The organism is Castellaniella sp. WN, from assembly GCF_054457555.1.
On the sequence record NZ_JBTKZC010000002.1, the window covers coordinates 673,625 to 689,416 of the forward strand.

The following is a 15,792-nucleotide window of genomic DNA, read 5'->3' on the forward strand; positions in this document are numbered from 1 at the left end:
TGCCGCCACCATGACCATCCAGACCGCCCTGATCTCCGTGTCCGATAAATCGGGCATCGTCGAATTCGCCCAGGCCCTCGCCCAGCGCGGGGTCTCCCTCCTCTCGACCGGCGGCACCGCCCGCCTGCTGGCCGAGGCCGGCCTGAACGTCACCGAGGTCGCCGCCCACACCGGCTCGCCGGAAATCCTGGACGGCCGGGTCAAGACCCTGCACCCGCGCATCCACGGCGGCCTGCTGGCACGCCGCGACGATCCCGCGCACCTGCAAACGCTGAAGGACCAGAACATCCCTCCCATCGATCTGCTGGTGGTCAATCTGTACCCCTTCCAGCGGACCGTCGCCAAGCCGGACTGCATCCTGGCCGACGCCATCGAAAACATCGACATCGGCGGCCCGGCCATGCTGCGCTCGGCGGCCAAGAACCACGGCTCCCCGGCCGGCGGCGGCGTCACCGTGGTGATCGACCCGACCGACTACCCGCGCGTGCTGGCCGACCTGGACGGCCCGGCCCGCCAGCCCTCCTACGGCCTGCGCCTGGAACTGGCCGCCAAGGTCTACGCCCACACCGCCGCCTATGACGGCGCCATCGCCGCCTATCTCAGCAGCCTGGCGGCCCGCGAACCCGAACCCGCCCAAGTCCCCGAACGCGAGACCTGGCCGCGCGTGCTGACCGTGCAGATGCGCCGCGAACAGGCCCTGCGCTACGGCGAGAACCCGCATCAGGGCGCCGCCTTCTACCGCGACGCCCTGGTCGGCGCGGGCCTGCTGGCCGGCTACCGCCAGATCCAGGGCAAGGAACTGTCCTACAACAACATCGCCGACGCCGATGCCGCCTGGGAATGCGTGCGCAGCTTCCAGACCGGCGCCTGCGTCATCGTCAAGCACGCCAACCCCTGCGGCGTGGCCCTGGGCGCCAACGCCCTGGCCGCCTACCAGCAGGCCTTCAAGACCGACCCGACCTCGGCCTTCGGCGGCATCATCGCCTTCAACACCCCCGTGGACGAAGCCGCCGCGCAGGCCGTCTCCGAACAGTTCCTGGAAGTCCTGATCGCCCCGGCCTACACCGGTGCCGCCCTGGCCCTGCTGGCCGCCAAGAAGAACGTGCGCGTGCTGGAAGTCCCCCTGGGCACGACCCACAACCCCTACGACGTCAAGCGCGTCGGCGGTGGCTGGCTGGTCCAGGACCCGGACAATCTGTCGGCCACCGAGGCCGACGTGCGCGTCGTCACCCGCCTGGCGCCCAGCGCCGTACAGATGCGCGACCTGCTGTTCGCCTGGAACGTCGCCCAGTACGTCAAGTCCAACGCCATCGTCTTCTGCGGCCAGGGCATGACCCTGGGCGTCGGCGCCGGCCAGATGAGCCGCATCGACTCGGCCCGCATCGCCTCGATCAAGGCCGAAAAAGCCGGGCTGACGCTGGCGGGTTCGGCGGTCGCGTCCGACGCCTTCTTCCCGTTCCGCGATGGTCTGGACGTGGTCGCCGACGCGGGCGCGACCTGCGTCATCCAGCCGGGCGGCAGCATCCGCGACGACGAGGTCATCGCGGCCGCCGACGAACGCGGCATCGCCATGGTCTTCACCGGCACCCGCCACTTCCGCCATTGACGTCCGGGCATCGATGATCATCCTGGGGGTCGATCCGGGCTTGCGGCGCACGGGCTTCGGCGTGATCGAAGTCCAGGGCGCACGGCTGCGCTACGTGGCCAGCGGCACCATCGTCGTGCCGCCCGCCCTGCCGCTGCACGGACGCCTCAAGGTCATCCTGGACAATCTGCGCGAGGTCGCCCGCGACGCCCGGCCCGACCAGGCGGCGCTGGAAAAAGTCTTTCTGAACGCCAACCCGGCCTCGACTCTGCTGCTGGGCCAGGCGCGCGGCGCCGCCCTGTGCGCCCTGGCCGACTGCGGCCTGGACGTCGAGGAATACACTGCCTTGCAGATCAAGAAGGCCGTGGTCGGCACCGGCCGCGCCAGCAAGGAACAGATCCAGACCATGGTGCGCCACCTGCTGTCGCTGGACGGCGAACCCGCCCCCGACGCCGCCGACGCCCTGGCCTGCGCCATCTGCCACGCCCATTGCGCGCCGCTGGCCGGACGCCTGCAGGCGCTGGCGCCCGAGACCCTGGGCATGGGCCGGCGCCGCCTGCGCACCGGCCGCCTGGTGTCCTGAGGCCTGTTCACACCCCGCATTCACCCCAAACCACGGAGTCAGCCATGATCGGCCGCATCACCGGCACCTTGATCGAATCGTCCCCCCCCACGGTCTGCGTCCAGGCCGGCGGTCTGGGCTACGAGATCGACGTGCCCATGAGCACGCTCTACAAGCTGCCCCCCGTGGGCCAGACCGTGACCCTGCACACCCATCTGGCGATCCGCGAGGACGCCCATGTGCTGTACGGTTTTGCCACACCCGCCGAACGCGCCGCCTTCCGGGCGCTGATCAAGGTCAGCGGCATCGGCGCGCGCACCGCCCTGTCCGTGCTGTCGGGCCTGAGCGTGGAGGATCTGGCCGACGCGGTCGAACAGCAGGAATCCGGCCGCCTGATCAAGGTGCCCGGCATCGGCAAGAAAACCGCCGAGCGCCTGCTGCTGGAACTGCGCGACAAACTCGGCGCCGTCGCCGGACTGACACGGCCCGACGGCGCGACGGTGCCGGCGACAAGCGGCGGCGACGTGCTCAACGCCCTGCAGGCCCTGGGCTATTCCGCCGCCGAGGCGCGCCGCGCCATGGGCACCCTGCCCGAAGGCCTGAGCGTGTCCGAAGGCATCCGCCAGGCCTTGAAAGCCTTGTCGCGAACCTGAGCAGGACGGTCATGCACGACGACGATCTGATCCCCTTCTGGGACGAAGACGGTCAGCCCATGGACTTTCGGGACGGCGGCCGGGCGGCCGGACCGCGCGGCGCGGCGCCCGCGCAGCCGCCGCGCTACGCCGACGCCCTGGACGCGCTGCGCGAAGTCTTCGGCTACGACGCCTTCCGGGGAGAACAGCAGGCCGTCATCGAACACATCATCGGCGGCGGCGACGCGTTGGTGCTGATGCCCACCGGGGGCGGCAAGTCCCTGTGCTACCAGATCCCGGCCCTGGTGCGTTCGGGCACGGGCGTCGTCATCTCGCCCTTGATCGCCCTGATGCAGGATCAGGTCGACGCGCTGCTGGAACTGGGCGTGCGCGCCGCCTTTTTGAATTCTTCGCAGACGTCCGCCCAGGCCCGAGAGGTCGAACAGGCCTTCGTGCGCGGCGAACTGGACCTGCTGTACGTCGCCCCGGAACGCCTGCTGACCCCGCGCTGCCTGGATCTGCTGGACCGCGGGCACGTCGCCCTGTTCGCCATTGACGAGGCCCACTGCGTGTCCCAATGGGGGCATGATTTCCGCCCCGAATACCAGGACCTGAAGCGGCTGGCCGAACGCTGGCCCGACGTGCCGCGTGTGGCCCTGACCGCCACCGCGACGGCGGCCACGCGCGCCGACATCGTCGCCTGCCTGTCGCTGAACGAAGCGCCCCAGTTCGTCGCCAGCTTCGACCGACCCAATATCCGCTACAGCATCATCGAAAAGCACGAAGTCCGGCGCCAGTTGCTGGACTTCATCCGCGCCGAGCACGCCGGGGAATGCGGCATCGTCTATGCCTTGTCGCGCTCGCGCGTCGAGCAGACGGCCGAATTCCTGTCGCGCAACGGCATCGATGCCCTGCCCTACCACGCCGGTCTGGACGCCCGCACCCGCGCCGACAACCAGGCGCGCTTCCTGCGCGAGGACGGCATCGTCATGGTCGCCACCATCGCCTTCGGCATGGGGGTCAACAAGCCCGACGTGCGCTTCGTCGCCCACATCGACCTGCCCAAATCCGTCGAAGGCTACTACCAGGAGACCGGGCGCGCGGGACGCGACGGCCTGCCCGCCGACGCCTGGCTGGCCTACGGCCTGCAGGACGTGGTGCAGCAGCGGCGCATGATCGATGATTCGGACGGCGACGCCCTGCACCAGCGCCGCCAGATGCGCCAACTGGACGCCATGCTGGCCCTGTGCGAGACCGTCACCTGCCGGCGCCAGGACCTGCTGGCCTATTTCGGCCAGACCATCCAGCCCTGCGGCAACTGCGACACCTGCCTGGAACCGCCCGCCGCCTGGGACGGCACCGTGGCTGTGCAGAAGCTGCTGTCGACCGTCTACCGCCTGATGCGCGAGCGCGGCCAGCGTTTCGGCGGCGGCCACCTGATCGACATCCTGCGCGGCCAGATGACCGACCGCGTCAAACAGCAGGGACACGACACGCTCAGCGTCTTCGGCGTGGGCGAGAACCTGTCGGTGGACGCCTGGCGCGGCATTCTGCGCCAGGCCCTGGCCCTGGGTCTGCTGACGGTGGACCTGGAAGGCTACGGCACTCTGGCGCTGACCGAGGCCAGCCGCGCCGTGCTGAAGGGCGAACGCACCCTGATGCTGCGCCCCGTGGCCGTCAAACGCGCCAAAGCCAGCCGCCAACGCACCACCACGACTGCGCAACTAGACGCCCTGCCGCCCGACGCCCTGGCGCGCTTCGAACATCTGCGCGCCTGGCGCGCGCGCACCGCGCGCGAGCACAATGTGCCGGCCTATGTGATCTTCCACGACGCCACGCTGCGCGAGATCGCCCTGCGCAACCCCGACAGCCTGGACGCCCTGGCCGGCGTCAGCGGCGTGGGCGCGCGCAAGCTGGAAACCTACGGCCCCGACGTGGTGGCCTGCGTGGGGCAGATCCGGGATTGACGCGCGGGCCGGGTGCGCGCCCGGTCATGCCGATCCGGTCGGCGGGCCTGCGCCACGCCGCCCGCCCGCCCCGGGGAAAACCCCGAATCCGCACGCATTTTCATGCATTTGAAGGATGCGCGAAAGGCCGGTCTTGCCTAGCCTTCAGGCTGGGAGGCGGCGCTTCATCCCGCCCAAGAACAAGAACCCCGGGAGCATCCATGAAATCCATCCGCTTGCGGCCCTGCGCCGCCACCCTGGCCTGCCTGGCCGCGTTTTCCGTCCCCGCGTGGGCGGCCAACAGCGGAGGCAGCACGGGCACCGCGTGCGGCGCCGACTACATCGGCGTCTGCGCCACGACGGGCGACGCCAGCGGTGGTCGCGTATTCATCGATACCGATCCGGGCGTCCTCTACGTCAGGGGAGGCTACAGCCTGCAAGGTAACGCGCTCAACAACCAAGTCACCATAAACGGCTCAGGCATCCCATCCACCTTCTACGTCCACGGCGGTTACAGCGCGCACGGCAGCGTCAGCGGCAACACCCTGCTTGTCACGGACAGCGCAGGACTCAACGCGACCTTGGCAGGCGGCTCTACCGAGGCCAGCGTCAACGGCCATGCTGTTGAAAATCGCATCATCCTGAGCGGTAACAGCACGATTTCCGCCATCTACATCCGGGGGGGATACGCGCAAAACGGCGACGCCATCGGTAACCTCATTTCTATCCTGGATGATGCACAAGTCATCAACAATAGCCCCCTCTACGGCGGCCACGCACCCGCTGGCAAGGCCACTGGCAACATTGTTTCCATCCAGGATCGCGCTCGGATCAACGGCAGTATCTACGGCGGTTACAGCAAGGGCGACGCATCGGGCAATCAACTCGTCTTCGGCGGCAACAGCGACATCACACTCACCAACCCCGGCGGCTTTGGCGGTTACAGCACGGCCGGCAATGCCAACGGCAACACCATCCTGGTCACGGATCAGGCAAGAACCCTTGGATTTCTGACGGGCGGCAGAGCGAGCGGAAACGGCGACGCCAACGGCAATACCATCCTGATCACAGGCCACGCAAATGTCGCTTCGGATCTGACCGGCGGCAGTGCTGTGCTGAACGGCAACGCCATCGGTAACCACATCATCCTCAGCGGCAACAGCATATTTGTTGCCGGCACCATCATCACGGCCGGTTCGGCGGGTAACACCGGCGATGCCATCGGCAATACGGTCTCCATCCTGGACAAGGCATGGATTGCCTCCGGCAAGGTCTATGCCGGCCAGTCCCAACACGGCACCGTCCAAGGCAACCGCATCATCCTGGCCGGCACGCCCATTCTCAACAACGTCGAACTCTTCGGCGGCTATAGCCTTGTTGCCGATCCCAACGTTCTCATCCGCGACAACACCCTGGAGGTCCGCTCCGCCGGGCTCACCGCCAAGAGCGTCTCCGCCTTCGACACCTACCAGTTCCTGCTGCCCAAGGGCGTGTCGGCGGCCACACCCATGCTGACGATCGGTGGCGGGGCCGCCACGGACCTCGGCAGCGCCGGCGCCCTGATCGGCGTCGCAGGCGACGCGGGTGTCCTGCCGACGGGCACCCAGGCGACGCTGCTCAGCAACGCGGCGGGCCTGAGCTCCAGCACCTACTCCGCCACGCCCACCCGGGTCACCAGCCACCAGGGTTTCGCCCTGGATTACCAGTTCGACGTGGTCAACGACGGCACGGCCCTGACCGCCACCGTGCAGGATGTCAGCGCCAGCGAGGCCAGCAAGGCCCCCGTCGAAGGCCGCGCCAGCATGCTGGCCCTGGCCAATCAGGGCGGCGACCTGGCCGCAGGCCTGGGCATGCACCGCGCCCGTAACGCCGCCGCTTCGGGCGACTGGACCGCCTTCGGTGCGGTCGCGGGCGGGCATTCGCGCTACGAATCGGGTTCGCACGTCACAGTCGATGGCGTGTCGCTGATGGCCGGCGTCGCGCGGCGCTTCGCCCCCGGCGTGGGCGAACTGACGGTCGGCCCCTTCATCGAAGCCGGCTACGGCAGCCACGACAGCGACAACGATTTCGCCGGCCAGTCCGTACGCGGCAGCGGCAACAGCCACTACGTCGGCGCCGGGGTGCTGGCGCACTACGACTTCGACCGCGCCACGCCCGACCTGGGCGCCTACGTCGAAGCCTCCCTGCGCGCCGGGCGCCTGGACAGCGACTGGCGCAGCAAGGATCTGACAGGCGCCAACGGACAATCGGCGTCCTACGACAGCAAGGCCGCCTACGTCGGCGCCCACCTGGGCGCGGGCTACCGCCTGCCCCTGGGCGAGCGCTCCAGCGCCGACCTGTACGCCCAGTATTTCTGGTCTCATCTGGACAGCGACAGCGCCGACATCGCCGGCGCCCCCTACGACTTCAAGGCCGTCGACTCCAGCCGCACCCGCCTGGGCGCGCGCTTCATCCACGCCTACGGCGACCAGACCCGCGTCTGGGCCGGCGCCGCCTGGGAACATGAGTTCGACGGCGTCGCTCGCGCCACCGTCTACGGCTTCGACACCCCCAGCCCCAGCCTCAAGGGCGACACCGGCGTCTTCGAACTGGGCCTGACCCTGACGCCCAACAGCCGCCAGGCGCTGAGCATCGACATCGGCCTGCAGGGCTATGTCGGCCGCCGCCAGGGCTTCGGCGGCGCGGCGGCGGTGAAGTACGCGTTTTGAACGTGCCTCAGGTCCGGCCGGCTCCACGCCAGGGAACACCCCGCCCCATCAAAACTTCATTCATTTGAAGGATGCGGCGGCGTACCCGCCTCGGCTAAGCTGCCGACAGAGCCGGTCCGGCAGACCGGCGGACCAAGGCACGCCCCATGAACGACGAAAGCAGTATCGCCGCCGGCATCACGATCCTGGGCATCGTCCTGCCCATTGCCCTCCCGATCGTGATCCTGTTCTTCCTGCGCCGCCGCCTCCCCGGCCTGTCGGCGCTCTTTTCCATCCGCAACCAATTTCTGTCCCGGCTGCTCGGCTATCAATGGCTCCGGATCCCCATCGGTCTGTTCATCGGCCTGATGATCGCCACGGCCGGCGGGGCGCTGCATCCGCCGCTGCTGACCGTGGCGGCCCCGGTGCTGTGCGACGGCGACATGGACATTTCATCCCGGAACTATTCCTACAAGCCAGGGCAAAGCGGCACGGCCCATACGATCCGTTGCACACGCGAGGGCCACGTCCAGGAAGTGACGCTCCGGGCCATCGGCGTCTCCACTCTGATCTACGGCGCGGGCGCCTGGGTCCTGCTGACGCTGCTGGTCCTGTGGTCCAGGCGCCAACAGGCCGAGCACCCGACCGGAGGGCTGGGCGCAGGGCTCAGCTCAGGATTCGGCGGACGCGTCTCGGCAGACGATCTCATCACCGCTTTTACCCAAAAGATGAAAAAAGGCGCCGGCTCACCCGTGACCTTCGATCTGCGCAGCTTCACCACCACCTCGTCAGGCGGCACCTCAGCACCCACCGGTGGCGACGCGGCCGCCCGCCTGCGACAATTGAAAGCGCTGCGCGATCAGGGCCTGATCAGCGCGCAGGACTATGAATCCCGCAAGCAAGAGATCCTGAATGAACTGTGATCGTCTTTTGGACGCAGTCCTGCGAGTCGAAACGCCGACGCTGCGGACCGAACCATCACCGCTGCAGATCGCGCCATCGTCGCGCAAGCGGCCTCGCCCCCTGATCCCCGCCCTGGCCGGCCTGCTGACCGCCGGCTGGCTCGCCGCCCTGCCCGGGCCGGCCATGGCCGAATCCATGCGCGTCGACACCCCGAAAGGCGTGTTCGAGTGCGAAAACAGCATGGAAACCAACAACCGCCAGGTGCTGAAGCTCAACGGCCAGGAACTGTACCGCCAGCCCCACGGTCCGGGCGATCCCGAAGAAACCGACTTGCTGAAGGACGGCATCATCGACCGCAACCTGGGCTGCCCTTCGGTGGCTGGCCAGCGCGGCGGCTACGTCGTGCTGGAACGCTACCTGCAGCCGCCCCATTACGGCGTGATCGGCTACCTGCTCGCCGACTTCGACCAGGACGAGTCGACCCTGATCGACCTGGGTACCAGCGACGGGGCCGTCCCAAAAAGCAACAACCCCAAGGACCACGGGCTGTACCTCAGCGATGGCGGGCTGGTGCTGCGCTACGACGGTGTGCTGCCTGACGCGCTGGCCCCCGAAAACCAGCCGGACGACCCCCCGCCGGCCGATCACGCCGTCCTGTACAGCTTTTCCTTGGGGACGCTGCAGAACCTGGACACCTGCATGCCCCTGAAAAACGTCCCTCTGTTCGGCGACATGGACTTCCTGGCCAAAGCGGCCGATCCCGCCCGTTATCTGCCCGCGGGCCTCAAGATCGGCGCCTCCCGGGCCGAGACCGTGACGGCATTGCGGCGCTACGGCACACCCTATGACCCCGACGACACCGACGGCGGCTCGGTCGAGACCGCCCCGCAACTGGTCATCCCCCTGTGCGGCGATGCCAACGGCGCCGTCATGCCCCTGTTCCAGTTCGAAAAAGACCGCCTGAAGGCCGTTCGTTTCGAGGCATTGGAGTTCTAGGCGAACCTTGAAGCCGGAGTCTCGAAGCAAGGCCCGTTGCGCACCCAAGACCCGCCAGGACATTTTTATCCGTCCGGATTTTCCAGGCTGGCGAGGTCGATACGCCTGACTCACAATGGCCGCCCATCTCCACTGGATCCCGGTCATGCCTGCACGCGCCTACCCAAACCGTGCAACCTGCCTAGTGATACGCGGCACAGCAGCTTTTCTTTATCTATACGCAATTAACGGATAAAATAGCGATGAAGGCCATTTTCATCGAGCTGCCGGCGTTCCAGCGGCACCGTGAACGATACCTGGACGACTCTGCCTTTCGTACTCTGCAATCCATTCTGCTCCAACAGCCGTACGCGGGTGATGTGATTCCAGGGACTGGCGGGCTGCGCAAAGTCCGATTCCTCGACGCACGTCGCGGCAAGGGCAAACGAGGTGGGTTGCGCGTAATCTGCTACTCCTGGACCGCAGGCCATCAGTTCTGGTTGTTCACTGTGTATGACAAAGATGAAATGGACGATCTGTCCACTCAAGAACGTGCGCTCTTGGCCACTCTGTTGCACAACGAACTGAAGGCACGCGCCCTATGACAAACAAGCGCAACCTGTTTGCCGAACTGACGGAAGGATTCGAGGCCCTGACGGCCGAGCGCGCAGGGAAAATCACCTTGCGCCGCCACGTCGTCGACGTGGGTCCTGTACTTGAAATCACCGCGGACGAACTGACCAAGCTGCGTCAGCGCCTGAACCTGTCGCGTGGCGTATTCGCGCGTTACTTGCGCACCAATCCGCGCACGCTGGAAAACTGGGAACAGGGGCGCGCAAAGCCCAACGCCCAGGCCGCGCTGCTGATCCGCCTGGTGGAACGTTACCCGGACACCGTCGAACGGCTTGCCACCCTTTGAACGCAGCGGATCTGCCGCCCTTCGGGCGCAGCCAGCACGCCAAACACTAAAACCGTTCCCCCCCGCCTCCGGCGGCCGGGGCCTTCAAGCCCAGGTGCTCCCAGCAGCGGCGCGTGGCCATGCGGCCGCGCGGGGTGCGCTGCAGATAGCCATGCTGGATCAGATAGGGCTCGATGACGTCCTCGATGGTGTCGCGTTCCTCGCCGATGGCGGCGGCCAGGCTGTCCACCCCGACGGGGCCGCCATCGAACTTGTGCACGATGGCTTCCAGCAGCTTGCGGTCCATCAGGTCCAGGCCCTGGGGATCGACTTCCAGCATCGCCAGCGCCGCCTGGGCGGTCGGGGTGTCGATGCGCCCGCCCGCCCGCACGTCGGCATAATCGCGCACCCGGCGCAGCAGGCGGTTGGCGATGCGCGGCGTCCCGCGCGAGCGGCGGGCGATCTCGGCGGCGCCGTCGTCCGTCGCGTCCGCGCCCAGCAGGCCGGCGCTGCGCCGCACGATGTGGGCCAGTTCGTCGGCCGAATAGAATTCCAGCCGCGAGACGATGCCGAAGCGGTCGCGCAGCGGATTGGTGAGCATGCCGGCGCGCGTGGTCGCCCCCACCAGGGTGAAAGGCTGCAGATCGATCTTGACGCTGCGGGCGGCGGGGCCTTCGCCGATCAGGATGTCGATCTGGAAGTCCTCCAGCGCGGGATAGAGGATTTCCTCGACCACCGGCGACAGGCGGTGGATCTCGTCGATGAACAGGACGTCGTTGCGCTCCAGGTTGGTCAGCATGGCGGCCAGGTCGCCCGGGCGTTCCAGCACCGGGCCGGAGGTCTGGCGCAGCTGTACGCCCATTTCGTGGGCCACGATGTGCGCCAGGGTCGTCTTGCCCAGGCCGGGCGGACCGAACAGCAGCACGTGGTCCAGCGATTCGCCGCGCTGGCGGGCCGCCGCGATGAAGATGTCCAGCTGTTCGCGCACCCGCCGCTGGCCGACGTAGTCCCCCAGGGACTTGGGCCGCAAGGCGCGCTCGACGGAGTCCTCGGCGCGCGAAGCCACGTCCGGCGTCACCAGACGGGGTTCGGGCGGGCGGGCCGAGAGGGAATCTGCTTGGATGGCCATGAAAAGACTGTGTTGATATCCAGTATCGGGATTATGCCATCAGCGCGGCGCGGCCGGCTGTGAAGCACTCCGGCCCGAGGGCCGGATGTCTCCGCCGCCTTGCGGGAGTGCCTTCGGCACCGCACGAAAATGGCCCCGCCGGACCTCGCCCTGCAAGGGCGAGGCTTGGGCTTAAGCCTGTGGTCACGGGCGCCCCCGGCGCGGCGACAGCACGAAATCGGCCTCTCCGTCCAGCGCCCGTTTCAACTGCGAATAGCGTTCCAGCAGGTCGGATTTGTAGACCACTCCCAGCAGCCGGGCGGGCCGGTCGCGGCTGACCACCGGCAGCCGTTCCCCCTGGAAGGCGCTGAACTGCGCCTGAGCCTCGTCCAGGCTCAGGTCGGGGTACAAGGGCTTGACGAAATCCAGGCGCAGCACCTCGCCGCAGGTCTTGGACTGCACGTCGGTCTCGGCCAGCATCATGCGGGTCAGGTCCTGCTGGGCGATGACGCCCTGCCAGGCGCCCTCGGCATCGGTCACGTACAGGTACTTCACCGGATAGTCCAGGAACATCTCCTGGGCGCGGCGCACCGGCGCATCGGTGCGGACCACGGTCTCGGCCGGCCGCATCAGGCTGTCCAGCCGGGCGTGGCACAGCTGCCGGCGCAGCGCCTGGTTGTCCTCGTGATGCAGGGTGACCTGATACATCACCGCCTGGGCCAGGCCGCGCGACACGAAATACGCCGCCACGCAGGCCAGCACCAGCGGCAGCACCATCTGGTAGCTGAGCGTCATCTCGAAAATCATCAGGATCGCCATGAAGGGCGCGCTGGTCGCGGCCGCCAGGAAGGCGCCCATGCCGACCAGGGTCAGGACCGTCCCATGACCGGCGAGCACGGGCCAGACTTCCCCCAGCCCCTGGGCGAACAGCGTCCCCAGAGCCGCCCCGACGAACAACGTCGGGGTGAACACGCCTCCCACCGCACCCGAACCCGCCGTCAGCGAGGTCGCCAGCACCTTGCACAGCAGGATCCACAGCACGGCCTGCCAGGCCTGGGGCTGGTGCAGCAGGGACACGACCACGCTGTAGCCGTTGCCCGCCATCTGCGGCATGCCGATCAGCACACCCCCCAGCAGCAGGCCGCCCAGGGCCAGGCTCAGGGGCAGCGGCAGGCCGGTGCGTCCGAAGAGCGATTTCACTCCATGGATGCAACGCAGGAACTGCGGCGCCCCCACCCCGGCCAGGATGCCCAGGGCCAGGCTGGGCAGCAGCAGGTCCGCCGGAACGGCCTCCAGCCCGGGCATGGCGTACAGCGCCACGTAGTGGCCGCTCAGCCGCATGACCAGGTTCGATACGGCGGCCGCGACCAGCAGCGGACCGAAATTCTGGAAAGACATGGAACCGAGGATGATCTCGCCCACGAACACGGCTCCCGCGATGGGCGCGCCGTAAGCGGCGGACACCCCGGCAGCCGCGCCGCAGGCCACCAGCAGGCGCAGGTGGGCCGTGCCCGAGCGCAGCAGCCGCCCGAGCACCGACCCCCACAAGGCGGCCAGGTGCACCATGGCGCCCTCGCGGCCGATCGAGCCGCCCGTGGCGACCGTGCACAGCGACGACAGGGACCGCAGCAGGCCCTGGCGGACGGACATCCGTCCGTCGCCGATGGCGACGGCCTCCATATAGTCGGAATGCGCGTCGCGCGACACGCGCCGGGCCGCCACCAGCAGCCCTCCGGCGCACAGGCCGCCCACGGCCGGCACCAGCAGGCGCAGCCACCAGGGCAGGTCGCGCATCACCTGGGTGATGGCCCCCGAGTGCCCCGCGAACAGCCACTGGACTCCATGAATGCCGGCATGGAAGGCGATCGTGACCAGGGCGCCGCCGACGCCGGCCAGGGCCGCCCAGCACAGCATGGCGACCGCGCCGTCGGCCCGCAGGCCCAGGTCCGGCCCACGCATGATTACGATGCTCCCCTGACGCTGCGCGTCGTCCACCTCGCGGCCCGCATGCCGCTCGGATTCGTCAGACACGGGACAGTCCACAAGGGCCGTCCCGTGTCCGGGCCCATCCCCCCAGAGGGGAATTCGCGCCTGGAGCGGCCCGGCGCGCTCATGGCCTGAAGTCCGGCGGGCTGGGGGGCCGCGACCGGCCCAGCATGCGCCAGTACACCCGGAGGTTGAAGATCAGCGCCACCGGCAGCGCGATCACCACGGCCGACAGGGCCAGTCGCAGGGTCGCCACGGGCGCGGCGGCATCCCACAAGGTGATTTCATCCAGCACCAGGTAGGGGAAGAAGCTGTAGGCCAGGCCGCCCAGCACGATCAGCACAATCACCAGCACCAGGGCATAGGGCAGGGCCGAGGCGCGGTAGCTGTGGCTGATCATGCGCTGCAGCGTCATTTCCGTCAGGACGAAGCACGCCAGCAGGGTACTCCAGACCAGGCCGACCGCCAGCCAGTGCGAGCCGTCGCCCCATTTCAGGAACACCCCGGCGTTGGAAAAGTCCAGTACCACCGACACGCCCACGGCGCCCACGGCGCCCCAGCGCAGGGTGCGGCGCGCCCAGCCCACGGCGCGCACACGCAGTTCGCCCGCCTCGCGCATCATCAGCCAGGCGGCCCCCAGCAGGCTGTAGACCGCCACGGCGCAGCCCCCCATCAGGATCGCGAAGCCGGTATTGCCCCCGCCCGGCTGATACGCCACCGCCACCCGCGCCAGGATGTAGCCATGGGAAAACGCGACCAGCACGGCCCCCGCGCCGAAGCCGAACTGCCAGCGGTCCTGGTGCTCGGCCGGCGCCCGCAGGCGCCATTCGAAGCACACCGAGCGCAGCATCGTGCCCAGGGCGAGCAACGACAGCGGCAAATACAGGCGCCCCAGGGTCTGGGGCCAGGCGTAGGGAAACGCCACCGCGAACAGCCCGACGCCCAGGAACACCCAGAATTCATTGGCGTCGCGCCAGGGACCCAGCAGCGACAACATGCGCGGCCGCAGGGCGGGCGGCGCCACCAGGGACACGCACCCCACGCCGATGTCGAAGCCGTCCAGCAGCACACCCGCCACGACGGTGGCGAAGAACACGGCGATCAGCGCCAGGGGAATCCAGAAGGCCGGGTCCTGGGCGCCCAGGCCCAGCAAGGCCGCCAGCGAATCGATCATGCGCGTCCCCGGTGACGGGCCACCGGCACCACGCCATAACGGGTGGCGTGCCGCAGCAATTGATGAAAGCCCGCGGCCAGCGCGCCATAGACCGCGACCTGCAGGCACAGGACGATCCAGAGGGCGCCCTCGCTCGCGGCCGTGCCGATCTCGCGCAGCGACACCGTGCCCTGGACGGCATAGGGCAGGCTGCCGACCAGCAGATGCCCCCAGCCCGCCGCCTGCAGAGCCACGGCCAGCCATGCCATGGCCCGCAGACCGATGCGGCCGGCTCGCGACAGATTGTCGGGCTCATAGCCGAGGCGGCGGCCCCGCCACAGCGCCCACGCCGCCAGCACGGCCAGCGCACCGGTCAACAGCACGGCCAGCCGCGCCGACAGGTAAGTAGCCGCCAGGGGCGGCCGGATGCCGGCCAGATCGTTCAACCCCCGCAGTGGCCCATCGGCCGGCAGCCGCGCCCAGGAGGGCCAGTCGGCGGGACCCGACAGGCGCCAGGCATCGCCCCCCAAGGATTCATCGGGCCAGGCGGCCAGGGACAGGCGTTCCGGCGGACCGCTGGTCCATTGCGGCACCACGGCCGCCACGCGGGCCGGCTGCAGCGGCAGCAGTTCGCGCCCCAGGGCCGCCGCCAGCAGCGCCTGCAGCGCCAGCGCCAGCAGCACCAGCCACAGGCCCCAGACGTAGACGCTGCGATCCCCCCCATCGCTGGGACGAACCTCCGTGCGCCAGGCGGTCACGGCCAGCATCAGGGCGGCGGCCAGCAGCAGGCCGCCAGCCAGCAGCACGCCGAACAGCACGGGCGCGATCCCGCCCAGCAATTCCGGCCAGTCCGCCACCTGATAGCGGCCCTCGGACAGGACCGCGCCCGCCGGCCATTGCAGCCAGGCCAGCAGCACGGCGATCCACCAGGCTGTCAGGGACGTGCCCACCGCCACCATGCCCACCACCAGCGTATGAGCCCGGTCGGACAGGGACCGCTGTCCGTACAGCATGGCCCCCAGGAAGCAGGACTTGAAGATGAAGGACGTCAGCACCGCCATGCCCACCAGCGGACCCGCGACCTCGCCGGCCCGGTCCATGAAGCCCGGCCACAGCGTGCCCAGCTGCAGCAGCAGCGGCAGGCTGGCGGCGAAGCCGAGGATCAGGGACAGGGCGAACACGCGCGCCCAGAAACGATAGGCGAGCAGCGCCGCCTGACTGCGCCGGGCGCGCAGCCGGAAGCCGAACAAGACCCAGGCCAGGCCCAGTTCCAGCGCCAGGAAGAACAGCACGAACCCGAGGCTCAGATAAAACTGGGACAGCGACAGAACCCATGCGGTTTGCGTCATAATGTGCG

General features: G+C 68.7%; 13 protein-coding genes. 9 read left to right on the forward strand and 4 right to left on the reverse strand.

The features are described from left to right. Window positions 1-10 precede the first annotated feature (10 nt). The 9 genes from purH to ACTPOE_RS17210 all read left to right on the forward strand — a co-directional run bounded on the left by purH (window position 11) and on the right by ACTPOE_RS17210 (window position 10,209). Window positions 11-1,606 carry a bifunctional phosphoribosylaminoimidazolecarboxamide formyltransferase/IMP cyclohydrolase gene (purH, locus tag ACTPOE_RS17170; protein WP_458873422.1) on the forward strand — a complete coding sequence of 532 codons (1,596 nt, stop codon included), beginning with the start codon at window positions 11-13 and terminating at the stop codon, window positions 1,604-1,606. Window positions 1,607-1,619: 13 nt separating this feature from the next. Then, a complete protein-coding gene (ruvC, locus tag ACTPOE_RS17175) occupies window positions 1,620-2,168 on the forward strand; it encodes a crossover junction endodeoxyribonuclease RuvC (RefSeq protein ID WP_458873423.1) in 549 nt (182 codons plus the stop codon). 44 nt (window positions 2,169-2,212) lie between these two features. Beyond that, a complete protein-coding gene (ruvA, locus tag ACTPOE_RS17180) occupies window positions 2,213-2,800 on the forward strand; it encodes a Holliday junction branch migration protein RuvA (protein WP_458873424.1) in 588 nt (195 codons plus the stop codon). An 11-nt stretch (window positions 2,801-2,811) separates the two neighbouring features. Then, a complete protein-coding gene (recQ, locus tag ACTPOE_RS17185) occupies window positions 2,812-4,746 on the forward strand; it encodes a DNA helicase RecQ (protein ID WP_458873425.1) in 1,935 nt (644 codons plus the stop codon). Between the two features lie 200 nt (window positions 4,747-4,946). After that, on the forward strand, window positions 4,947-7,433 hold the full coding sequence (locus ACTPOE_RS17190; RefSeq protein WP_458873426.1) for an autotransporter domain-containing protein: 2,487 nt from the start codon (window positions 4,947-4,949) through the stop codon (window positions 7,431-7,433). A 146-nt stretch (window positions 7,434-7,579) separates the two neighbouring features. Beyond that, window positions 7,580-8,335, forward strand: a complete 756-nt coding sequence (locus ACTPOE_RS17195) for an SHOCT domain-containing protein (RefSeq protein WP_458873427.1) — start codon at window positions 7,580-7,582, stop codon at window positions 8,333-8,335. Then, window positions 8,325-9,311, forward strand: coding sequence for a hypothetical protein (locus ACTPOE_RS17200; RefSeq protein WP_458873428.1), 987 nt, complete (start codon window positions 8,325-8,327; stop codon window positions 9,309-9,311). Before ACTPOE_RS17195 ends, ACTPOE_RS17200 begins: the two co-directional genes overlap by 11 nt. Window positions 9,312-9,553: 242 nt before the next feature. Next, a complete protein-coding gene (locus tag ACTPOE_RS17205) occupies window positions 9,554-9,895 on the forward strand; it encodes a type II toxin-antitoxin system RelE/ParE family toxin (protein ID WP_458873429.1) in 342 nt (113 codons plus the stop codon). Further along, window positions 9,892-10,209, forward strand: coding sequence for a helix-turn-helix domain-containing protein (locus ACTPOE_RS17210; RefSeq protein ID WP_458873430.1), 318 nt, complete (start codon window positions 9,892-9,894; stop codon window positions 10,207-10,209). Before ACTPOE_RS17205 ends, ACTPOE_RS17210 begins: the two co-directional genes overlap by 4 nt. Window positions 10,210-10,255: 46 nt before the next feature. On the opposite strand, the gene ruvB is transcribed toward ACTPOE_RS17210, so the two are convergent. The 4 genes from ruvB to ACTPOE_RS17230 form a co-directional block, all read right to left on the reverse strand. Then, window positions 10,256-11,317, reverse strand: a complete 1,062-nt coding sequence (ruvB, locus tag ACTPOE_RS17215) for a Holliday junction branch migration DNA helicase RuvB (protein ID WP_458873431.1) — start codon at window positions 11,315-11,317, stop codon at window positions 10,256-10,258. Between the two features lie 183 nt (window positions 11,318-11,500). Next, window positions 11,501-13,327 carry a ClcB-like voltage-gated chloride channel protein gene (locus tag ACTPOE_RS17220; RefSeq protein ID WP_458873432.1) on the reverse strand — a complete coding sequence of 609 codons (1,827 nt, stop codon included), beginning with the start codon at window positions 13,325-13,327 and terminating at the stop codon, window positions 11,501-11,503. 79 nt (window positions 13,328-13,406) lie between these two features. After that, window positions 13,407-14,456: a cytochrome d ubiquinol oxidase subunit II gene (locus tag ACTPOE_RS17225; protein WP_458873433.1), complete on the reverse strand. Its 1,050-nt coding sequence runs from the start codon at window positions 14,454-14,456 to the stop codon at window positions 13,407-13,409. Continuing rightward, on the reverse strand, window positions 14,453-15,784 hold the full coding sequence (locus ACTPOE_RS17230; RefSeq protein ID WP_458873434.1) for a cytochrome ubiquinol oxidase subunit I: 1,332 nt from the start codon (window positions 15,782-15,784) through the stop codon (window positions 14,453-14,455). Before ACTPOE_RS17230 ends, ACTPOE_RS17225 begins: the two co-directional genes overlap by 4 nt. Between the last annotated feature and the right edge of the window lie 8 nt (window positions 15,785-15,792).